The sequence below is a fragment of the Nocardia sp. Root136 genome (genome assembly GCF_001427185.1).
Classification (GTDB): Bacteria; Actinomycetota; Actinomycetes; order Mycobacteriales; family Mycobacteriaceae; genus Nocardia; species Nocardia salmonicida.
Genome location: NZ_LMFE01000002.1, coordinates 46,244 through 67,849 on the forward strand (window position 1 = coordinate 46,244; position 21,606 = coordinate 67,849).

Below are 21,606 nucleotides of genomic sequence, written 5' to 3' on the forward strand. Positions count from 1 at the left end.
CCCGGCGTGAATCGCCGGTGGATCACAAGCCGACCGGTAGGCTTGTCAAGCGGACAATCGGATAGCGGACACACCCGAGAGGGGTGGATTCTGTGCACGATGCGGGGTACTCGGATCGGGTCGCCGGCGTGCTGGTCGGTACCGCCGCCGGTGATGCACTGGGGGCGGGCTACGAGTTCACTCATCCGGGGCCGGACACGGTGATCGACATGATCGGCGGCGGGGTATTCGACTGGGCGCCGGGCGAGTGGACCGACGATACGTCGATGGCCGTCGCCGTGGCGGTAGCCGCGTCCAGTGGGCCGGGAATCGATCTCGACGCGGTCGCGGCCGGGTTCGTCTCCTGGTACGACTCGAAGCCGCCGGACATCGGGAACCAGACGCGAAACGTGCTGTCCGCCAGGCCTTCCTCCGCGCTGGATATGCAGGCCGTGGCGATGTCGCTCACCGGCCGAACCGGCGGAAACGGCTCGCTGATGCGGACCGCCCCGGTCGCGCTGGCCTATCTCGACGACGCCGCGGCATGCATCGCGGCAGCGGGCCGGGTCGGGTTGCTCACGCACCACGACGAGAACGCCGTCGAGGCATGCAAACTGTGGACCTACGCGATCCGGCACGCGGTGCTGAACGCCGATTTCGACGGAGTTCGCGAATATGTCAGCGGCTCACCACAATCCGCGTACTGGACCGACCGTATCGACGAAGCGGAGAAGGGCACGCCCGCCGACTTCCCGAACAACGGCTGGGTCGTGCACGCACTCCAGACCGCATGGTGGGCGATCACGAGCACCGATCAGTCGACGCCCGAACACCTTCCGCTCGCCTTGGAGACGTGTGTCCGCGCCGGAAACGACACCGACACCACCGCGGCCATCGCGGGCGGCCTCCTCGGCGCCCGCTGGGGCGCCTCGGCCGTCCCCGCCCGCTGGCGCGGCCTCCTCCACGGGTACCCCGGCCTCACCGGCGCCGACCTTCCCGATCTGGCCCTGCGGATCGCCACCAACTCCCGCTGACGCGGGGCAGCCGATCACCACAGCCACCGGCTACCAGGCGGTGATGACCGGACCGGGGGTCCAGGTGCCCCAACGGTTTTCGGAGTCGACGCTGACCTTCGCGGGGCCGGCGGTGGTGTCGAGGGGCAGGTACTGCTCGAGCGAGCCCCAGTCCCTGTCCCAGTCGTTGTTCAGGTACGTCGGCAGGGTGCGGGCGGTGAAGAGGAGCTGGGTCCAGCCGAGCGGGCCACCACCGTCGTGGCCCTGCCACAGGTTGGTGATGGTGGCACCGTTGCGGTCGGGCAGGATGCGGTACTCGGGGAGCTCGGCGATGCCGTTGTAGGTCGGCATCTGGTTCTGGCACGGGAAGTGCAGTCCCACAGCCCAATCCAGCAGGACCGGGGCGGAGCGGCCGACGACCGCGCTGAGCGTGGTGGTCTGCGGCATGCGCGGCGGGGTGAGCGCCAGCCACTGGTCGGCGCCGAGATCCTTGTCGGCGGCGACCAGGCGGACGACGCTGGTGTCCGAGGGCAGCTGATCCATCGGGACCCGCAGATTGCGCCACATCGGCGCCGGGCCGATATCGGTCGGCGCGATCTGGCCGGTCACGGTGACGGTGCCGTCGGCCGCGGCGGTGCCGTATTCGACGGCCAGTTCCTGGCCGGGGAGGACGATGCCGTCGGCGTCGACCGAGCGGATCCGGCCTGCCACCGACATCGCCAGCAGCGGGCCGCGCGGGCCGTCCGGCAGGCGGAACCAGCCCGTGGTCAGCGCGGCGGGTTCCTGGGCGCCGGAGCGGTAGCTACCGAGGACGGGGGTGGTCGCGGGGTCGAGGCCGAACGGCAGTTGCAACGAGCCCTGCCGCGATTCCGAACCCGCCGAGGTCGAGGCGTCCCGCAGCTTGTCGGGATCGTCGGACACCGAATTCGCTTGGCCGGTGGTCGATTCCACCTCGTCTGAGGTGAGCACCGGCGCGACGCCGTCGGCCCGGAAGCCGGTCGAGTCGGTGCCGTTCATCGTGGTGGTCAGGTCACCGGACAGCGGCGCGAGCATCGAGGCGTTCGGGTCGGTTTCGACGAGAACCTCGTCGGCCATCCCACACCCGCCGGCGAAGGCCGCGGAGAGGTTGGCGCCGGCGAGGGAGTACGCGGGGTACTGGGAGACGGTGGCCTTGGCGAAGGAGGCCACTTCGAACAGCACCATCATCGCGGCGGCGACAGCGAGGACGGGCGTCCCGGCGAACCGGCCTACCTCGGCCTTCGGGTTCGGATTCGGGTGGACGTGGAACCACGCCGCCACCGCGAGCGCCAGCAGGGTCAGGCCGACGAACACGGTCGAGACGCCGTAGCCTGCGACGGTCGGCGGCTTGTCCCACCAGGGGATGCCCCACGAGGAGACGTACCAGTACCCGTTGGCACCGACCCAGGTCATGGCGAGGGTGAAGAAGATGCCCGCGGCGAACAGCGCGCGATTGCGCAACGGCCGCAGCACGTCCGAACTCACCGCGACCGCCGTGACCGCGGCGACGCAGGTGGCCAGGCCCGCGAACACGCCGAACTGGTGGGTCCACTTCGTCGGCGAGAACATCATCAGCACCATGGCGGCGAGGGTGATGCCGAGCATGCGCCGGACCGGGCCGACCGCGGTGCCGGGGATGTGGCCGCCGCGCCGCAGCATGACCGCGGTGCAGACGATCAGGCCGATCAGCATCACGAAGACACCGAATCGCCTGGTCAGCCAGCCGTCGGCGTTGAGCTGGAGCAGATACTGGTAGCGCAGGAATTCGAAGAACCAGGATTCCCCCGGCCCGATCACGCTGTGCACGGCGAACATCTCCCGCACGCCGGCGAAGGTCCGGTCCGCGAAGACGACGGTGAGCACCACCGCGCCCGCGGCCAGGATCGGCAGCAACTGCGCCGCATAGCCCACCGACTTCGACCGCCGCACGATGATCGCGGTGACCACGCGCGCACCGGCCACCAGCGCGCCGAGGCAGATCAGGCCAGAGGGTGCGCCCGTGAGGGTGAACGCGGCCACGATCACCGCGACGGCGAACGGCACGAGCCGCCGGGTCGCGATCGCTCGTTCGACCGAGACCCAGGTGACCAGAACGCCCAGCGCGACAACGAATTCCGCGCGCAGACCATTGTTGTAGGGCAGCCAGAAGGCGAGGAAGACGAAGGCCGCGGTCCAGGTGGCGACGCGTTCGCGGCGCACGGCCACGCCGAGGCGCGGCAGCACTTCGCGGCTGATCAACCACCAGGTGAGCACGCCCGCGCCGAGAGCGGGCAGCCGAACCAGCGGGCTGACCGCGGAGATGTGGGTGAGCCAACCGATGATGTCGACGTAGGGGGTGTAGAACGGGCCCTCGTCGACGCTGAACCAGCGGTAGTAGTTGGACATGTTGCCCGAACTGCGCGCACCCCTCGCCATGCCGAGGATGTAGCCGTCGTCGGAGGTGTTGGCGCCGATGAAATGCCAGACGACCAGTACCGAGAACACCAGCCAGTCGACCGGGCGCAGCCGCCACCAGCGTTGCGGCAGGAATCGGCGCGCGGAGCGGCCGTCGAGGGCGTCGAGGCGGTGCAGGGCGAACAGGGACACCGCCGTTGCCAGCAGGCACAGCACGATCGCGGCCAGCTTGAGCCAGGTCGGGGACGACGTGTAGCGGGCGTCGACGTCGACGCGCACCGCGAGGTCCGCGGGGGCGGCGCCGGTCAGCTCACTGAACACGCCCACGACCTGCGGACGCAGATCGGCGGCCACGGCGGCGCCGTCACCGAGACCGGTTGTGGTGACCGTGGATTCCTGCGGAGTGATCGCGATCGTCAGCGCGCAGGATCGGTCCAGCACGTCGGCGAGCGGGGCCGTCCACACCAGGGTCGACCGCGAGACCACGTCCACGCGGCCGGGGCGTTCGGCGGTATCGGCGACCACCTTCACGACGAAGCCGTACTTCTCCATGTCGGCCGACTGACGCGGCACGGTGGAGACAGCGACACCGCCGGTTCCGGCCAGGGAACTCAACGCGGCGCACGGCACCGTCGCCGACAGCGCGGCGGGCGCGTAGGCGACGAGCGGGGATTCGACCGCGGCGGGCGAGCCCTGCTGGGGCCACGACACCGTCGCGGCGTCGACCCGCACGGGCAGGAACGGGATCACCGCGGCGCTGAGAATGCCGATCAGTCCCGCGACGATCGCGACGATGCGCGCCCACCCCGGGCGAGCACGTCGCGCGGGCCCCGAAACATCCTTGGGCGGATGCCCCTGCCGCACGATCGTCTCTACCACGGGGCCCGATAGTAGCCGCGCCACCGACAGCAGGCGAAACACCGTCTCGACTCACACGCAAAAGCCCCGTTCGGAAACATCCGAACGGGGCCGAACGCGGAAGATCAGGGGCAGGCGACCGAGGTCTGACCCAGGTTGGTCATCATGCCGCAGGCCCACGACTTCTGGACCTTCCACTTGCCGTCCTCGGCCACGAACGGCACGTCGACAACATTGGTCTGACCGTTGACGGTGAAGTTGGCCTTGGCGTTGACGCTGTCACCGAAGGAGGTCACCTCGGTGACCTGCACCTGAACACTGGCGTCCGAGGCGGCCTGGGCCAAGCGGTTCGGCAGCTCGGGATCGGCCTCGCCACCCTGGACGAAGTCCAGCTTCTGATCGTTGGGGACCGCCGGATCCAGCGCGGTGGTGAGCTGCTCGTTGAGCTGCTCCACGGTCGGCACGGGGGGCAGGTTCGCTGCCGCCGAGGCCGAAGCCTTCGCGCTGCTGGTGACCTTGGCGGCGGGCTTGTCACCCTTGTCGTCGCTGCACGCGCTCAGGCCGAGGGCGGCGACCACGGCCAGTCCGGCGATCGCTACACGTCCGGTCGTACGAAGCTTCAACTGCTCGTCCTTTGCGTTCGAGGTGGGAGTGGTTCCATCGCGGTAGCCGAGGCTACTCGCTCACGTGAGACTGGCGAGCGGATCGGCCCGTGTCAGCCCCGTGTCGTCGGCTGGAAAGGTACGCGCCGCGCCGGGGCCTGTCGAACTGGTCTCGAAACGCACGGTCACCACGCCGTACCCCGCACCCTGCACCCAGCCGTGCCCGAATTCCGGATGATTCACATCCATCCCCGGAAACCACAGTCCCACAGGCAGATTCGGCTGATCCTCCGGCGACGGCGGTGGCGGGTCCTCGACTGTGCCGACATCGGCGGGTACCGCCTGATCCAGTTCGGGGAACAGCGATTCCTGGCGCACCAGCGACAGTCCGCCGTAACCGACGCCGACGAGGCGGATCGGGCCGAGCTCGGCGGGATCGATCGCCGAGCGTTGCGCGGCCGCGGCCAGGGTGGTCAGATCCGCGGTGGCGTAGGGCAGGGTGAACGACCTGGTCACGATGCCCATATCCGACTTCTTGAGTTTGAGGACCACGGTGCGGGCGGCGCGGCCGTCGCGTTCGAGCCTGCGATGCGCCGACGCGGCCATCGCCGTGACGGCGGCGCGCAGGTCGGCCATGGTGACGATGTCGCGCTCGTAGGTGTTCTCGGCGCTGATCTGCTTGGCCTCGGCGCGTTCGGTGACCGGACGGTCGTCGATTCCGCGCGCGAGCCGGTGCAGGGCGGCGCCCATGCTGCCACCGAGGGTGGAGACGGCCTCCGACTCCGGCAGCGCGGCGAACGCGCCGACCGTCTCGATGCCGAGGCTGCGCAGCCTCGCCTCGGCCACCGGACCGATCCCCCACAGTTTGCGCACCGGCAGCGCGGCGAGCAGCTCACCCTGTTCCGAGGGTGAAATGACCCGCATACCATCGGGTTTGGCCAGGCCGGAGCCGATTTTGGCGAGTTGTTTCCCGGTCGCCGCGCCGATCGAGGCGGTGAGCCCGGTCTGCGCCCGCACCAGAGCGCGCAGCATCGCGCAGTAGTCCTCGACCTGCGCGACACTCGCGCCCGCCAACTCGGCCGGTTCGGCGAAGGCCTCGTCGAACGACAGCGTCTCGAGCACCGGAACACAGCTGCGCAACGCGTCGAACACCTGCGCGCTCAGCACCGAGTACAGCGCGCCACGCGGCGGCACGACCACCGCCGACACGCCGATCAGGCGCCGGGCCTGATGCATGGGCATGGCCGAGCGCGCGCCGTAGACCCGGGCTTCGTAGCTGGCCCCCGCGACGACACCGCGTTGAGTCGCCCCGCCGACGAGGACCGGGCGCCCGCGCAGGGTGGGTCTGGTCAATTGTTCGACCGAGGCGAAGAAGGCGTCCATATCGATGTGCAGCACCCAGCGACGGGCGGTGACCGCCGCATCGGGCCTGGCCGGAGCCCCGGCGGCAGGGGTGTGGATGCTCACGAGGCGCAATCTACGCCGGGCGACCGACAAATTCCTCGAGCACATTGCCAGCCGTCGCACACAGATGACACAGCCGAATATGTGATGATCGGGAGATGAAGATCCGCAAGGCTGTCATTCCGGCGGCGGGAATCGGCTCCCGGCTGCTTCCGCTGACCAAAGCGACGCCGAAGGAGATGCTGCCGGTCGGGGACAAACCGGTTATCGAGCACACGGTGCGTGAGCTGGTGGCCTCCGGGATCACCGACATCACCATCGTCGTGAGCAGCGGCAAGTCGCTGATCCAGGATCACTTCCGGCCGAATCCGGCGCTGGTGGCGCAGCTGCGCGCCGACGGCAAGTCCGCCTACGCCGATGCCGTGGAGGAGGTGGGCGAGCTCTCCCGCGAGGGTCACATCACCTACCTCGACCAGCACGGCCCGTACGGCAACGGCACGCCGGTGCTCAACGCGGCGCGCCACCTCGGCGACGAACCGATGCTGGTGTTGTGGCCCGACGACGTGTTCGTCGCCGAGGTACCGCGCGCCCAGCAGCTGATCACCGCCTACGAATCGACGGGGTGCCCGGTGTTGGCCCTGCTGCCGATGTCGCCGGGTGAATCGCAACGCTACGGCGTGCCGGTGGTGCGCGAGGACCTCGACGACGGACTGCTGCGCATCTCCGGCCTGATGGAGAAGCCCAAGCCCGAAGACGCGCCGTCGGCCTTCGCGGCGATCGGTGGGTATGTCGTGACGCCGGGCATCATCGACGAGCTGCGCATCCAGACCGAGAACTGGTACACCCACCAGACCGGCGAGGTGTACCTGACCGACGCGATCAACAACTACGCCGCCGAGCACGCGGTGTACGGCCAGGTGATCCAGGGCCGCTGGTACGACACCGGCAACCCGGCCGACTACCTGGTGGCCCAGTTCGCCTCGGCCCTGGCCCATCCCGAATACGGCCCGTTGTTGCGTCAGCTGGTGGACGAGAACTAGAACCGGCGAATCGCGAAGATATCGAATTCGCGCAGCGGGTGCAGGCCGACCGGGACGCCCCAGTCGTGGGCGTCGAGGAGCTGGCCCATGCCCGCGTAGATGCCGACATGGGAGCCGTCGCCGTTGAGTATGACGACGTCGCCGGGCGCCAGCCCGCCGAAGGTCACCGGGAGGCCGACCTTCGCCTGCTCCCAGGTAGTACGCGGCAGGGTGACGCCGACCTGCCGGAACGCCCACTGGACCAGCGCCGAGCAGTCCCAGGAGTGCGGGCCCATGGCGCCCCACTCGTAGGGTTTGCCGAGCTGGGTCATGGCGGCGGTGAGTGCGCCGATACCGGTGGCGCTCGGCAGCGGAATCATGCCGGAGCCACTGGAACTCCCCGACGATGATCCCGACGAGCCCGAGCCCGACCCTCCCGAGCCCGACGCGCTACCCGGCTGCGAAAAGGCGGGACCGGCGAGGGCTGCCGTCGTGGTGACGGTGGCGACGAAGCCTAGGGCCAACCGTCTCAGGATTTTTCGCTTCATGTGCGCGCCCTTCCTCACGGCCGGGAGCTGAGCTGCCGGCTGGTCGGCTATCGGGCGGCATCGCCTGATCCTCGGGTGAGCCACCCACTGGTCCGGTGTCGCGCCGGGATGTCACCATCTCCGGCGCGGCACCGTTTCCACAGGACAATCGTCACGAGCAGTCACTGTCGCCTCAGCGGTTCCATGCGCATCAGCAGCAACATCACGATTGTGCCGGACGAACTCGCCGATGTCATCAACTTCAGCAACTTTCCAGCATATTTTCGAGAACGCTCAGGCGATGTGGGCCAATGCCGCACGGATACCGGCGCGCACCGTATCGCTGTCACCGACACCGCCGCTGATGGTGACGCCGTCGCGGGTGAGCAGCAGGGCGCGGGCCGCGTCGTCGGGGGCGGAGTGGCCGCCCGCACGGAGGTGTTCGGCCATCAGTTCGCGAAACCAGGTGCGGTAATCGTCGACGACGCGACGCACCGGGTGTCGCGGGTCGGGAAATTCGACGGCGGCATTGAGAAAGGGGCAGCCACGGAAGCCGGGGCCGCAGCTGATGTCACTGAGGGTGTCGAAGATGGTGGTAATGGTGGCGAAGCCTTCGCCCTGCACCGATTCCAGCGCGGCGCGCTGGCGGGCGTATTCGCGCTGCAAATAGGCGACCACCAGGTCTTCTTTGGTCTTGAAGTGGCGATAGAACGTGGCCTTGGCGATGCCGGCCTCGGCGATGATCCGGTCGATGCCCACCGTGTGGACACCCTCGGTATAGAACAACCGGGTTGCCGTGTCGAGCAGACGTTCACGAGCCGCACTCATCGCCTGACCTGTGTCCTTTCCGGGAATCAGCGCTTCCTCTTGACGATACCAGACAGGTCTGTCTACTCTGAGGTCACAAGCGAACAGACAAGTCTGTCTAGGAGGACAAACATGGCACCCCTCTACACCGCAATCGCAACCTCGGTCGGCCGCGACGGTCGTTCCTACACCGATGACGGCGTCCTCGATCTGACGCTCGCCCGGCCCAAGGAGATGGGCGGCGACGGCGCGGGCACCAACCCGGAGCAGCTCTTCGCGGCGGGTTACTCGGCCTGTTTCGCCAGTGCGCTGCAGTTGGTCGCCAAGCGGATGAAGCTCGACGCCGACGACGCCTCGGTGACCGCCGAGGTCGGCCTGAACCCCCTGGAAGGCGGCCGGTTCGGACTCTCGGTCGTGCTGCGCGTGGAACTGCCGGAGCACCTGCACAACGAGCAGGGGAACCAGCTCATCGAGGCCACCCACCAGGTGTGCCCGTACTCCAACGCCACTCGGGGCAATATCCCGGTGGAACTGGTTGTCGAGTAACCGCGTTCACGCGAAAAAGGGCGGGACCAGCAGGTCCCGCCCTTTTTCGCTGTCTCGAAGTACTAGACCTTCGCGACCGACACCTTCACGCCGCCCGTGATCTCGGCGGCATCGGCACCGGCGTCACCGAAGGTCAGTGCGGTCGCGAGGATTTCCCCGGCGATCAGGTCGCGGTGGGTCGCGGCCCACTCCGCCCGTTCGGCGGGCACATCCAGGACCACGCTGATCCGGTCGGACACCTCCAGACCCTGCGACTTGCGGGTTTCCTGCAGGTCGCGGATCAGGTCGCGGGCCCAGCCCTCGGCCTCGAGCTCCTCGGTGACCACCGAGTTCAGCACCACCAGGCCGGCATTGCCGGGCAGGGCGGCGGTGGACTCGGGTTCGGCGGCCACCAGACGCTGGGTGTACTCCTCCGGCAGCAGGGTGATTCCGGCGGCGGTGACGACACCGTCGGCGGATTCGCTCCACTCCCCCGCCTTGACGGCCTTGATCACCGTCTGGACCTGCTTGCCGATGCGCGGGCCCGCGGCGCGCGCGTTGACGACCAGCTCGAACCGGCCGTGCGCGGAGACGTCGGTGGTCAGGTCGACCTTCTTGACGTTGACCTCGTCGGCGATCAGCTCGGTGAACGGCGCGAGCCGCTCGGCATCGGCCGCGGCGATGGTGACCTCGGCCAGGGGCAGCCGCACCCGCAGGTTCTGCGCCTTGCGCAGACTCAGCACAGTGGAGCAGACCACCCGCACCTCGTCCATCGCGGCGACGAGTTCGGGATCGTGCGGCAGCTCGGTCTCGGTCGGCCAGTCGGTGAGGTGCACCGAGCGCTCGCCGGTGAGCCCACGCCAGATGACCTCGGTGATGAGCGGCAGCAGCGGCGCCGCGAGGCGGGTGACCACTTCCAGCACCGTGTGCAAGGTGTCGACCGCGTCGCGGTCCTCGGACCAGAACCGCGAACGCGACCGGCGCACATACCAATTGGTGAGCGCGTCGGCGAACCCACGCAACTCGTCGGCGGCACCGGCGATGTCGTAGGTCTCCAGCGCCTCGGTGACCACATCGCGGGTGACCGCGAGCTTGGCGAGGATGTAGCGGTCGAGCACGTTCGGCGAATCCGTGCGCCATACGCCGGGCTTGGAGGCGTAGAGCTGCAGGAACGTCCACGCGTTCCACAGCGGTCGCATCGCGTGGCTCACGCCTTCGCGGATGCCGCGCTCGGTGACGATGAGGTTGCCGCCACGCAGGATCGGCGAGCTCATCAGGAACCAGCGCATGGCATCGGAGCCGTCGCGGTCGAAGACCTCGTTGACGTCGGGGTAGTTGCCCTTCGACTTCGACATCTTCAGACCGTCGTCGCCGAGCACGATGCCGTGCGCGGCCACGGTTTTGAACGACGGCGAGTCGAACAGCGCGGTCGAGAGCACGTGCAGCGTGTAGAACCAGCCACGGGTCTGCCCGTTGTATTCGACGATGAAATCGCCGGGGAAGTGGCTGTCGAACCACTCCTTGTTCTCGAACGGGTAGTGCACCTGGGCGTAGGGCATCGAGCCCGATTCGAACCAGCAGTCGAGCACCTCGGGGACCCGGCGCATGGTCGAGTTCCCGGTCGGGTCATCGGGATTGGGCCGGGTGAGCTCGTCGATGTGCGGACGGTGCAGGTCGGTGGGGCGCACGCCGAAGTCGGCTTCGAGCTGGTCCAGCGAACCGTAGACGTCCACGCGCGGGTAGGCCGGATCGTCGGAGACCCAGACCGGGATCGGGCTGCCCCAGTAGCGGTTTCGGCTGATGTTCCAGTCGCGCGCGCCTTCGAGCCACTTGCCGAACTGGCCGTCGCGGATGTGCTCGGGCACCCAGCTGATCTGCTGGTTGAGCTCGACCATCCGGTCGCGGAACTTGGTGACCGCGACGAACCACGACGGCACGGCCATGTAGATCAGCGGCTGACCGGAGCGCCAGCTGTGCGGGTAGGAGTGCTCGATCGTCTCGTGCCGCAGCAGCTTTCCGGCCGCCTTGAGGTCCTTGATGATCACCGGGTTGGCGTCGAACACCATCAGGCCCTCGTACGGCGGCACCATCGAGGTGAACTTGCCCGCCGGATCGAGTGGCTGGACGATCTCGATGCCGTTGGCCGAGGCGACGTCCATGTCCTCTTCACCGAAAGCCGGTGCGAGGTGGACGATTCCGGTGCCGGAGTCGGTGGTGACGTAGTCGGCGGTGAGCACGCGGTGCGAGTTCGGGTGGCCGACGAAGAAGTCGAACGGCGGGGCGTAGGACAGGTCGGCCAGCGCCGCGCCGTCGTACTCGCCGAGCACCTCCGGCTCCTCGCCCAGTTCGCGGCTGTAGTGCGACAGACGTTCGGCGGCGAGCAGATAGCGCTTGTCGTCGGCGCCACGCACGTGCACGTAGCGCACGTCGGGGTGCACCGCGATCGCGAGGTTGGACGGGAGGGTCCACGGCGTGGTGGTCCAGATCAGCGCGTTCGCGCCGTCCAGCGCGGCGAAGGGGTGCTCGGCGGGGACGGACAGGCGCATGTCGACGGTGACCGCGGGGTCCTGACGCATCTTGTACGCGTCGTCGAGGCGGGTCTCCTGGTTCGACAGCGGCGTCTGCTCGTACCAGCTGTAGGGCAGCACGCGGAAGCCCTGGTAGATCAGGCCCTTCTCGTGCAGCGACTTGAACGCCCACATGACCGACTCCATGAAGTCGAGGTCGAGGGTCTTGTAGTCGTTGTCGAAGTCGACCCAGCGGGCCTGGCGGGTGACGTAGTCGCGCCATTCACCGGTGTAGCGCAGCACCGACGACTTACAGGCGGCGTTGAACTCGGCCAGCCCCATCTCGTCGATCTGAGCCTTGTCGGTGATGCCGAGCTGCTTCTCGGCTTCGATCTCGGCGGGCAGACCGTGGGTGTCCCAGCCGAAGCGGCGGTCGACCAACTTGCCGCGCATGGTCTGGAAGCGCGGGATCAGGTCCTTGACGTAGCCGGTCAGCAGGTGGCCGTAATGCGGCAGGCCGTTGGCGAAGGGGGGCCCGTCGTAGAAGACGAACTCACCCTCACCATCGCGGTTGTCGATGCTGGCGCGGAAGGTGTCGTCGCGGGCCCAGTAGTCGAGCACCTGGGTTTCGAGCTCCGGGAACGTGGCGCCCGCAGCCGCGCCGAAATCGACCCGGGGGTATGCGCTACCGGTAGTTGTCTCGTCCGCCATCGCGGATTGCTCCTCGTGCCGCCGCGCCGTGAGCGCGGAATGTGGGCACGGGGACGATGTCGGCGCCGGTGCGCCGTACCGCGGTACCACCCCGTTTGCTCGCGCTGTCCCTCACCGAGGAGCGGCATGAGCCTCTCGTTGTGTGAGCTGTGACGGGCTCACCCGTTCGGTTCTACTGAGCGCTGCGCGCCGTTCTTCCGAAGGCTCCCCGGTGATAGCCGGATCGGCGCCATGTGTAGTTCGATTCTAACCGGACGCGTCCAGTCGATATTCCGCGCCCGTTCAGTTCCGCCGGGCGTGTCGGCCGGGTGGGACCGGTTCGTTCTCGGGTTTTCGGCTGGTCAGCGCGCTCACGAGCAAACTCGCGGCACCGACAACACAGATCAGAATGCACCCCCACGCCCATACCACCGAACCGGTGGCGAGCGCCGCGACGAGCAGTGCGAAGCCGATCGCCGCAAGAACAAGCGTCAAGACGAGCATGGTGACTCCCAAGCCAACCGAGCAGCCCGACGATAACTGGGCATTCCCGAATCACGCGACGCGCTGCGCCGCGCGACTCGGAAACTAGTTTACTTGCCGCCCTTGGCGAAGGAAGCGGGAGCCAGACTGTTGGCCGAACCGTTGGTGTCGCCCGCGAACTCGCCGCCGTCGACCGGCACGGCCGACCCACGGTTCTCGAGCTCTTCCAGCTGCGATTCCAGGTAGGACTTCAGGCGCACGCGGTACTCGCGCTCGAAGGTCTTGAGCTGCTCGATGCGACTTTCCAGCACCGTGCGCTGCTGGGTGATGGTGGCCATGATCTCGGCGTGCTGACGCTCGGCGTCGGCGGTGAGCGCCTCGGCCTTGTCCTTGGCCTGCCGGATCTGGGTGTCGGAGCGATTCTGCGCGTCGGACAGCATCGCGTCGGACTTCTGACGCGCGTCGGCGATCATCGCTTCCGAACGGGTGCGGGCGTCGCCGACCAGTCGCTCGGAGTTTGCTCGCGCGTTCGAGAGCAGTCCCTCGGCCTCGGTCTTGGCGTCGGTGGTGAGGCGGTCCGCCATCTCCTGCGCCAGGGTGAGCACCTTCGCGGCCTGCATGTTCGCGTCCGGGCCGTTGTTCTGCACCGGCGCCGCGACGGGCATCGGGGCGGGCGGCGCGACCGGGACCGGCTGCGGAACAGGTTCCGGCGCGGGAGGAGGTACCTGCTGCACGGGCGCCTTGGCGGCGCTGACCGGGGCAGGTCCGCGGTTCTTCTTGGCGTCGGCCAGCTCGGTGTCGAGTTCGGCGACCCGCTGACGCAAGTCGGCGTTCTCCTCGATCAGGCGCGAAAGCTCCTGTTCGACGAGATCCAGGAAGGCATCGACCTCGTCCTCGTTGTAGCCGCGCTTACCGATCGGCGGTTTGCTGAACGCGACGTTGTGCACATCGGCAGGAGTCAGCGGCATCGAAGGATCCCTTCACGCGTCTTTTGGAGAACTAGCAAGCGGTCTACTCGTTTCATTGTGTCACACGGAGGTCACGGGCTGCCCGAGCCTACCCACGATCGACATCAGGATGAAGACGAGGAAGAGCAGGACCATTATCGAAAGATCGAGACGAATCCCCCCAAGATTCACAGGAGGTATCAACCGCCTCAGAAGTTTCACCGGAGGGTCGGTAACAGTGAAGATCACCTCTAAGACGATCACCACTACACCAGTCGGGCGCCAGTCGCGCGCGAAACTGCGAATGAACTCGACGATCACCCGACTGATGAGCAACAGCCAGAAGATGAAAAGCACGAGGTACAGAACCGCGAACAGGGCCACGGCTTCACTCTGCCGCAAAATCGGCAGGGTGCAAAATGGCCGCGCCGCGCAGTGCGCGGGCGGCCATCTCGACATCGGGTGCGCGTTGTCTATTTCTGGTTGTAGAAGCCGTTTTCGGCGATACGGCGGCGTTCTTCCGCTGATACGTCGACGTCGGCCGGTGAGAGCAGGAACACCTTCGTCGCTACCTTGTCGAACGAACCACGCAGCGCGAAAGCGAGTCCGGCCGCGAAATCGACCAGCCTTTTGGCATCGGCATTGCTCAGGTCGACCAGGTCCATGATGACCGGATTCCCTTCACGGAACCGTTCACCGATGATCCTGGCCTCGCCGTAGTCGCGTGGACGCAGCGTGGTGATCTTGGACAAGGGACCTCCGTCCTCGAAGATCCCAGGACGCCGCGCGGGCGCGGGCTCGGGGCGCATGCGCTCCTCCAGCCTGCGCTCCTCGGCGTCGGGATCGACCGCGAGCGCACCACGAGTGGAGCCGCGCATACCGGGTGCGACGCCGCCTGCCCGGAAGGACCGGCCCGACGACGGCGCCGTTTCGATCCTGGTGGGGCGACGCGGCGTCTCATAGCGATCGTCGGCGTAGGTGTCGGCGACATAGTCGTCACGACGCGCCTGGTAGGCCGACTTGTACGCCGGCTGTGGGAAGTCGTCGGCCTCGTCCTCGAAACGGTCGGAGCCGTACCGGTCTTCGGCATAACGGTCGTAGCTGCGCGGGCGGACGCGACCCGCGCGCTCCTCCGCGCCGCGAGGGGCATGATCGTCGACGTAGTCGTCTTCGTACTCATCGAGCGGAACCATGCCGAAGTACGCCTTGAACTTATGCAGGGTACTCATCTGGTCGACCTTCCTTCGGCCCCGGTGGCGGCCGGGTGTTGAAGTTCTTGCTCAGCGCCTCTTCAGCCCAATCGTATGTGTCGAATGTGACTGGTGAGGTTTCTTTGCTACGCCGAGGTTATCGGTCGGGCGCCCATCAAGGCGGTTCCGACACGCACACACGTCGAACCGTGTTCGACCGCAATCTCCAAATCACCCGACATACCTGCAGAAAGGTCGGTGGCCTCGGCGTGTTGCGCAAGCAGCGAAGTGTGCAATGTCGCAAGATTCGCAAACGACACATGACTCGGGACGTCAAGGGGCGGAATCGCCATCAGACCGGCCAGATGCAGGCCGGGCGCCTTCGCTACCAGGTCGGCCAGGGAGAGCAGATCGGCCGGTGCGACACCCCCGCGTCCGGGGTCGGCGTCCAAGCTCACCTGCAGCAGCACCCGCAGCGGCGCGATACGCTCGCCGGCTGCCAGTGCGTCCTGCGCGGCACGGTCGAGAGCGTTTGCCAGCCGTTCGCTGTCGACCGAAGCCACGGTGTGCGCCCACCGCGCCACCGCGCGTGCCTTGTTGCGTTGTAAACGGCCGATCATGTGCCATTCGACGTCGTCGTAGCCGAGCTGATCGACCTTCGCGGAGGCTTCCTGCTCGCGGGACTCGCCGAATTCGCGTCGGCCGAGGGCGTGCAGGATGGCCACGTCGGTGGCGGGAAAGAACTTCGTCACCGGGAGAAGGCTCACCGAACCCGCCGGGCGACCCGCCGACTCGACGGCGGCGTCGATGCGGGAGAGCAAGCCGTCGAGACGAGCTGAGAGCTCCGCGGCGCGTCCCGTCTCGGTCATGCGGCGGAGTCCATCCAGATCACTCCGGCGATGCGGCCGGTGGGCGCGCCACGGCGGTGGCTGAAGAGGGTTTTGTCCTCGATGGTGCAGCGTGGGTCAACCGCGATTCCGCTGACACCCGCCTCGGTGAGCTGCCGGCGGATACCCGCCCGCAGGTCGAGACCTGGGGTCTTTCGGACGGTGGTGGTCGCGCTGCCGGGTAGGTGGGCTTCGACGTCGGCGCGCATGGCTGCGGGGACTTCGTATTGGCGGCCCGAGGCGGCGGGGCCGAGGAACGCGCCGATGCGGTCGACGCGGGCGCCGACCGAGACCATCGCGTCGAGCACGCGCGGCACGATGCCGATCCGGGCGCCGATGCGCCCCGCGTGGACGGCGGCGATGACGCCCGCCTCGTCGTCGGAGAGCAGGATCGGCACACAATCGGCGGTGAGTACCACCAGCGCGAGTCCCGGCACGGTCGTGACCAGTGCGTCGGTCACCGGTACCGGTTCGGCGCGGGGGCCGTCGACGATCTCGACGGTGCGCCCGTGCACCTGCTCCATCCACACCAACCGATCAGGGGTGAGGCCGATGCCTTCTGCCAGCCGAACCCTGTTGCGGCGCACAGCTTCCGGATCGTCACCGACGTGGTCACCCAGGTTGAACGAGTCGTAGGGCGCGGCGGAGAAGCCACCGGTGCGAGTGGTGGTCACCCGGCGAACGGTCACGGTAGGAGGTGCGGAAGTCATGTGTTCGAGCGTAGTGCCGTTGTGAGGCCGCGCGGTCCGCGCCCGGGGTGACGTCGGTCAACCCGGGTAGGAGGTCGCCGATCACGCGGACGAATCGGCGCCGTCGAGATCGCCGAGCCTGCGGGCGATGCCCGCGCGGCCGGTCAGTCCCAGTTTGCGCAGGACCCGGCCGAGATGGTCCTCGACGGTGCGGGGGCTGAGGTAGAGGTGCTCGGCGATGGCCTTGTTCGTGTGGCCGTGGGCGGCCAACTCGGCGACCTCGCGCTCGCGCCTGGTCAGGGCGGCGGGCGCGCCGACTCGCTGGGCGCCTGCGAGCCTGCGCTGCGCGGTCGTCACCTCGTCGAGCAGGCGGATGGCGCCGGTCTCGGTGAAAGTCGCACGGGCGGCGGCGAATCGGCTGGTCGCCTGGCCGAAATCACCGCGTCTGCCCGCGATCGCACCGGCGAACAACTCGGCTTGCGCACGGTGTACCACCATTCCGGCACGCGCGAACGCCGCGATCGCCACCTCGGCCGCCGCGGCCGCTGCCGCGGTATCGCCGATGGCCGCGGCGTAGTCGGCGCGTGCCAAGGCTGCCGCGCCGACCTGGCTGCCGAGTCCGTCGACTGCCCGACTCGGGGGCGCTCCATCGGGGGCAGCAGGGTCGCCGGTGATACAGGAGACGAGCTCTGTGCCTGTGTTCGGGCGCTCGGCCGCTGCCAGTGGAAACTCCGCGTCCACAGTCGCGTCACCGACCGGGGCAGATGCGTCGGGGAGGCGGGCGCCGTGGGTGGTGGCCGTCGCCGAGGCGGCTGCTTCGGCTCGGGTGATCAAGGCGTCGGCGGTCGAGAGATCGCCGGTGACAATCGCGGCGTGGGCCGCTCGGGAGAGGTGGGTCGGGTGCAGAGGGCCCGGGCGGTCCTCGGGGGGCATCGGGCCGGGGACGGCTCGGGCGGTATCGGAGAGGGTTGTCTCCACGACTTGTCGCCACCAGCGCATGGTGGGGCGTGGAAGGGCGGCAACGGTGTGCCACTGGGCGGCGACCGCTGCGGGCGCAGCGGTCAGTTGCAGGGTGCGCAGTTTCAGTGCGCCGGCGAAAGAGAGCAGGTCGGGGTAGTGGAAGGTGGTCGCGGCATCGGTGGCTTCGTCGGCGGCGGCGATGGCGTCGGTGAGGCGGCCGAGTTTGGCCAGGCAGTAGGCACGGACGGTGTGGAGTTCGGCGAGGGCGTAGGTGCGGCCGAAGCGGCGGCTCACCGCGATCGCGCGATCCAGCTGACGTAGGCCGCTCGCGTCGCGGTCGAGGAAGTACGCGCACCAGCCGAACACGGGAGCGGCGTGGACGACTTCGCGCAGGGCGGTGTCGGTGAGCCGGCCGAAGGCACGGTCGCAGGGGTCGTAGAGCTGTGCTGCCTCGACGATTCGCGCGTCGGCGAGCAGCCCGAGGCAGCGCAGGGCGGTCGCGGCGGCGCGCACGGCCGGGTCGTCGATGGCATCGGAGTCGAACAGGGCGGTGAGGCGGGCTCGGCCTTCGGAGTCCTGGTGGTCCTGCGTTTCCAGGATCGCGAGTTCCAGTTGCACCGGTCCGTCACCGGGGCGGCGAGGCAGTGTCGCACCGTGGGCGAGCAGTGTTCGTGCCTGATCGATGCGGCCGAGCATGCGCGCGCACCGGGCCGACAGCAGCAGCGCCTCCAATTGGTGCCTGCCCGCGGTGGCCGCCGCCGGTTCGAGCGTCTCCCCCGCCTGCGCTGCCGCACCGGACAGCAACTGGGCCCGGCCGAGTGCCAGAGCTTCGGCGAGTGGGTCGTCGGTCGCGGGGGCGACGCGCGCGGCGGCCGAGAGCCAGCGCGCGCTCGCCGCCGGTGCGTCGGCGAGCACCTGCTCGGCGGCCAGTCGCAGTTCCGCGCCCGCGATCTCGTCCGCGCCGAGGAGCGCGTGCTCGAGATGGCGTGCGCGCGAGGGCATCGACGCGTCGCGGGCCCGCAGTGCGAGGGCGGCCCGGCGGTGGGCCATCGCGCGCCATCCGTGGCCGGACACGCGATAGGCGGCGGTGCGGATCAGCGGATGGGCGAACGTCACCGCGCCGTCGGCCACACCGACCACGCCGCGCCCGACCAGGCCGTCCACCGCCGCGACCACCACGGACTCCGGCAGAGCAGCTGTCGCGCACAGCAGTTCGAAATCGGGTGGAACCCCACACACCGCGATGGCCTGCGCGACCAGCCGCTCGGTTTCCGGGAGCTGGGCCAGTTCGGCGCGGATCGTCCGATCCAGCGCCGCGAAGTCGTTCGACGCGGGATCGGGTTCCTCCCCGCGCAGCGCCCGGTCCAATTCGCGGTCGGGAAGATCGGCGAGCAGCGTCAGATACAGCGGATTGCCATGGGAGGCACTCAACAGTCTGGCCCGCCGACGCGGATCCTCCCCCGGCAGCAGACCGTCGACATCGGCTTCGGTGAACGGCGGAACCCGCACCTGCACGGTCCGCACCCGCGGCGCCCGCACCAACCGGGCGATCGACGGCGGGCAACTATTTTCGCGGAAGGCGAGCAGCAGCCGGAATCCGCGGACGGGGCGGTTGCGAATCAGAAAGCTCAGCAACCGCAACGATTCGAGGTCCGACCATTGGAGGTCGTCGACGACGAGCAGGGTCGCCTTCGCGCCGAGCGCACGTCGCACCCGTCGAGCCAAGTCGGCACCGTCGGGCGCCGATGGCGCGATCTCACTGCTGTCCAGCGCGGCGAATTCCGGTGCGGCCGGCGCCTCGTCGGCGTCGACCGGGCTCTCGTCCAACTGCTCGACGATGTCGTCGGCGAGGTAGCGCGGTTGGGCCCTGGCGTCTTCGGTGCCGGTGACCATCAGCACTCGACAGCGGGCGGCGCCGACGAACTCGGCGATCAAGCGAGACTTACCGATTCCGGCCGGACCGTCGACCAGCAGCAACCAGGGTGCGTCGGGACCGGTGAAAGTCGTGGTCAGTGCGGCGAGTTCGGCGGCGCGGCCGACGAATGCGCGTTCGAACATGACACTCCGTAGCTCACTGGCGAAATCGGCCGTGAACGGCCGGATCAGAGCATAACGGTGCCACCTACCCGGAATTACCGTGGTTTCCCGGATGCTCGGCGGCTCGGGGTGAGGTTGGGTGATCGGGGCCTACACCGCCGAAGGGTCCGCGGTGAGGTTCTGCAGAAAGAAGGTTCGCATGACGTTCACCGGCAAGGGCATGGTTTCGCGGTTCTCGCTCGCGCTGCTGGCGGTCACGGCACTCGGTGCCGCGGGTTGCTCGGCCATCGACAAGGTCTCCGAGGTGGCCAAGGACGCGAGCAAGTCCGACACCGCCCGCTCGAAGGTCGGTGAGTGCATCAACGTGATCTCGGCGTCGATCATCGACTCCAAGACCGAGCCGGTCGCCTGCTCGGCCGAGAACGCCGTCTACCAGGTCGTGCAGGTCCACGACCAGAAGGTCGAGTGCCACGAGGACTACACCTCCTACGAGGAGACCTTCGGCAGCGGCGGCACGGTGGCGTTCCTCTGTCTCGCCCCGAACTTCAAAGAGGGCAGCTGTTACAACGAGGGCATGATGACCGGCTACAAGTTCGTGCCGTGCACCGCCTCCGACGCCAGCTTCAAGGTCCTCACCCGCGTCGACGGTCAGGTCGACGACCAGCTGTGTGGCGAGGACGCCGACCAGGTGCTCGTGGTCAATGATCCGAAGATCACTTATTGCCTCGGCAGCGCCAAGGGCTGATCCCCCGCACAACGCGAAAGCGCCCGGACTCGACAGGAGTTCGGGCGCTTTCGTGTCTGCGAATGTTATCGACGCATGAAGTCCGGGACGTTGATCTCGTCGTCGTCGTCGCCTTCGTGCACTTCCGGGTTGTTGACGCGGTTCATGGCCGCCTCTGTCACCCGCTGACGCTCCGACTCCCGGTACCGCTCGGTATCGCGGTAGTTCGGCGCCGCGGCCCGACCACTGGACACCCCGGCCGTGGCGGGCTCGGTGGGACGCGACGGCGCCTCGGACGGACGTCCTTGGCCGATCTCGCCCGCGCGACCCGAACCGATCGGGTTCGACCCGGTCCGGCTGGTGGTGACCGCGCTGGTCTCGGTATTGCGGCGAGACGGGCCGCCACCGTCGAAGCCCGCGGCGATGACGGTGACCCGCACCTCGTCGCCGAGCGAATCGTCGATGACCGTACCGAAGATGATGTTGGCCTCGATGTGGGCCGCCTCCTGCACCAGCGAGGCCGCCTCGTTGATCTCGAACAGGCCGAGATCGGAACCGCCCGCGATCGAGAGCAGCACGCCGTGCGCACCATCCATGGAGGCTTCGAGCAACGGTGAATTGATCGCCGTCTCGGCCGCCTTCACCGAACGACCCTCACCACGCGCCGAGCCGATGCCCATGAGCGCCGATCCGGCACCCGACATCACGCTCTTGACGTCGGCGAAGTCGACGTTGATCAGACCGGGGGTGGTGATCAGGTCGGTAATACCCTGAACACCGTTGAGCAGCACCTCATCCGCGGAGCGGAAGGCGTCCATCAGACTCACCGCCGCGTCGCCCAGCTGCAGCAGCCGGTCGTTCGGAATGACGATGAGGGTGTCGCACGACTCGCGAAGTAGGTTGATCCCTACTTCGGCCTGGTTCCCGCGCCGCTTGCCCTCGAAAGAGAACGGCCGGGTGACGACCCCTATAGTCAGGGCGCCCAATTTTCGGGCGATACTGGCGACGACAGGGGCGCCACCGGTACCGGTGCCACCTCCCTCGCCTGCCGTGACGAAGACCATGTCGGCGCCCTTGAGCACCTCTTCGATCTCGTCCTTGTGGTCCTCGGCGGCCTTGCGGCCGACTTCCGGATCGGCTCCGGCACCGAGACCTCGGGTGAGTTCGCGGCCGACATCGAGTTTGACGTCGGCATCGCTCATCAGCAGGGCTTGCGCGTCGGTATTGACCGCGATGAACTCGACTCCCTTGAGTCCTTGTTCGATCATTCGGTTGACGGCGTTCACGCCGCCGCCGCCGATACCGACGACCTTGATCACTGCAAGGTAGTTGTGCGGGGGCGTCAT

Annotated in this window: 18 protein-coding genes; 4 read left to right on the forward strand and 14 right to left on the reverse strand. The window is 68.2% G+C overall.

Going from position 1 to position 21,606, the window contains the following annotated elements; genetic code table 11:
• Positions 1-83: 83 nt before the first annotated feature.
• Complete coding sequence (locus ASD42_RS14080) at positions 84-1,013, forward strand: ADP-ribosylglycohydrolase family protein (RefSeq protein ID WP_084787136.1); 930 nt, start codon at positions 84-86, stop codon at positions 1,011-1,013.
• A gap of 30 nt (positions 1,014-1,043) precedes the next feature.
• Here the strand turns inward: ASD42_RS14080 and ASD42_RS14085 are convergent, their stop codons facing one another.
• The 3 genes from ASD42_RS14085 to ASD42_RS14095 form a co-directional block, all read right to left on the reverse strand.
• On the reverse strand, positions 1,044-4,283 hold the full coding sequence (locus ASD42_RS14085) for an arabinosyltransferase domain-containing protein (RefSeq protein ID WP_056816802.1): 3,240 nt from the start codon (positions 4,281-4,283) through the stop codon (positions 1,044-1,046).
• A gap of 104 nt (positions 4,284-4,387) precedes the next feature.
• On the reverse strand, positions 4,388-4,885 hold the full coding sequence (locus ASD42_RS14090; RefSeq protein WP_056816407.1) for a hypothetical protein: 498 nt from the start codon (positions 4,883-4,885) through the stop codon (positions 4,388-4,390).
• Positions 4,886-4,945: 60 nt separating this feature from the next.
• Positions 4,946-6,247 (reverse strand): DNA polymerase IV, encoded by a 1,302-nt coding sequence (locus ASD42_RS14095; protein WP_235569547.1) that lies wholly within the window; start codon positions 6,245-6,247, stop codon positions 4,946-4,948.
• A 179-nt stretch (positions 6,248-6,426) separates the two neighbouring features.
• Between ASD42_RS14095 and ASD42_RS14100 the strand changes: the two genes are divergently transcribed.
• Positions 6,427-7,308, forward strand: coding sequence for a UTP--glucose-1-phosphate uridylyltransferase (locus ASD42_RS14100; RefSeq protein ID WP_056816413.1), 882 nt, complete (start codon positions 6,427-6,429; stop codon positions 7,306-7,308).
• On the opposite strand, the gene ASD42_RS14105 is transcribed toward ASD42_RS14100, so the two are convergent.
• Positions 7,305-7,835 carry an NlpC/P60 family protein gene (locus tag ASD42_RS14105; RefSeq protein ID WP_056816417.1) on the reverse strand — a complete coding sequence of 177 codons (531 nt, stop codon included), beginning with the start codon at positions 7,833-7,835 and terminating at the stop codon, positions 7,305-7,307. The genes ASD42_RS14100 and ASD42_RS14105 overlap by 4 nt on opposite strands.
• A 273-nt stretch (positions 7,836-8,108) precedes the next feature.
• Positions 8,109-8,642 (reverse strand): TetR/AcrR family transcriptional regulator, encoded by a 534-nt coding sequence (locus tag ASD42_RS14110; protein WP_056816420.1) that lies wholly within the window; start codon positions 8,640-8,642, stop codon positions 8,109-8,111.
• Between the two features lie 111 nt (positions 8,643-8,753).
• Between ASD42_RS14110 and ASD42_RS14115 the strand changes: the two genes are divergently transcribed.
• A complete protein-coding gene (locus ASD42_RS14115; RefSeq protein WP_056816423.1) occupies positions 8,754-9,167 on the forward strand; it encodes an organic hydroperoxide resistance protein in 414 nt (137 codons plus the stop codon).
• A 62-nt stretch (positions 9,168-9,229) separates the two neighbouring features.
• Here ASD42_RS14115 and ileS read toward each other — a convergent pair whose 3' ends face one another.
• From ileS to ASD42_RS14155, 8 genes are all read right to left on the reverse strand, one after another.
• Positions 9,230-12,364, reverse strand: coding sequence for an isoleucine--tRNA ligase (gene ileS / locus ASD42_RS14120; RefSeq protein WP_056816425.1), 3,135 nt, complete (start codon positions 12,362-12,364; stop codon positions 9,230-9,232).
• 282 nt (positions 12,365-12,646) lie between these two features.
• On the reverse strand, positions 12,647-12,847 hold the full coding sequence (locus ASD42_RS14125) for a hypothetical protein (RefSeq protein WP_056816428.1): 201 nt from the start codon (positions 12,845-12,847) through the stop codon (positions 12,647-12,649).
• An 89-nt stretch (positions 12,848-12,936) separates the two neighbouring features.
• Entirely contained in the window at positions 12,937-13,794 is an 858-nt protein-coding gene (gene wag31, locus ASD42_RS14130; RefSeq protein WP_056816433.1) for a DivIVA-like cell division protein Wag31, read from the reverse strand.
• Positions 13,795-13,854: 60 nt separating this feature from the next.
• Entirely contained in the window at positions 13,855-14,157 is a 303-nt protein-coding gene (locus ASD42_RS14135; protein ID WP_056816435.1) for a YggT family protein, read from the reverse strand.
• A gap of 89 nt (positions 14,158-14,246) precedes the next feature.
• A complete protein-coding gene (locus ASD42_RS14140) occupies positions 14,247-15,002 on the reverse strand; it encodes a cell division protein SepF (protein ID WP_056816438.1) in 756 nt (251 codons plus the stop codon).
• Between the two features lie 107 nt (positions 15,003-15,109).
• Positions 15,110-15,832, reverse strand: a complete 723-nt coding sequence (locus tag ASD42_RS14145) for a YggS family pyridoxal phosphate-dependent enzyme (protein ID WP_056816440.1) — start codon at positions 15,830-15,832, stop codon at positions 15,110-15,112.
• Entirely contained in the window at positions 15,829-16,560 is a 732-nt protein-coding gene (gene pgeF, locus ASD42_RS14150; RefSeq protein WP_056816443.1) for a peptidoglycan editing factor PgeF, read from the reverse strand. Before pgeF ends, ASD42_RS14145 begins: the two co-directional genes overlap by 4 nt.
• 81 nt (positions 16,561-16,641) lie before the next feature.
• Positions 16,642-19,557: a helix-turn-helix transcriptional regulator gene (locus tag ASD42_RS14155; protein ID WP_056816446.1), complete on the reverse strand. Its 2,916-nt coding sequence runs from the start codon at positions 19,555-19,557 to the stop codon at positions 16,642-16,644.
• 178 nt (positions 19,558-19,735) lie between these two features.
• Between ASD42_RS14155 and ASD42_RS14160 the strand changes: the two genes are divergently transcribed.
• Positions 19,736-20,281 carry an LppU/SCO3897 family protein gene (locus tag ASD42_RS14160; protein ID WP_056816805.1) on the forward strand — a complete coding sequence of 182 codons (546 nt, stop codon included), beginning with the start codon at positions 19,736-19,738 and terminating at the stop codon, positions 20,279-20,281.
• A 65-nt stretch (positions 20,282-20,346) separates the two neighbouring features.
• Here the strand turns inward: ASD42_RS14160 and ftsZ are convergent, their stop codons facing one another.
• A complete protein-coding gene (gene ftsZ, locus ASD42_RS14165) occupies positions 20,347-21,606 on the reverse strand; it encodes a cell division protein FtsZ (RefSeq protein WP_056816448.1) in 1,260 nt (419 codons plus the stop codon).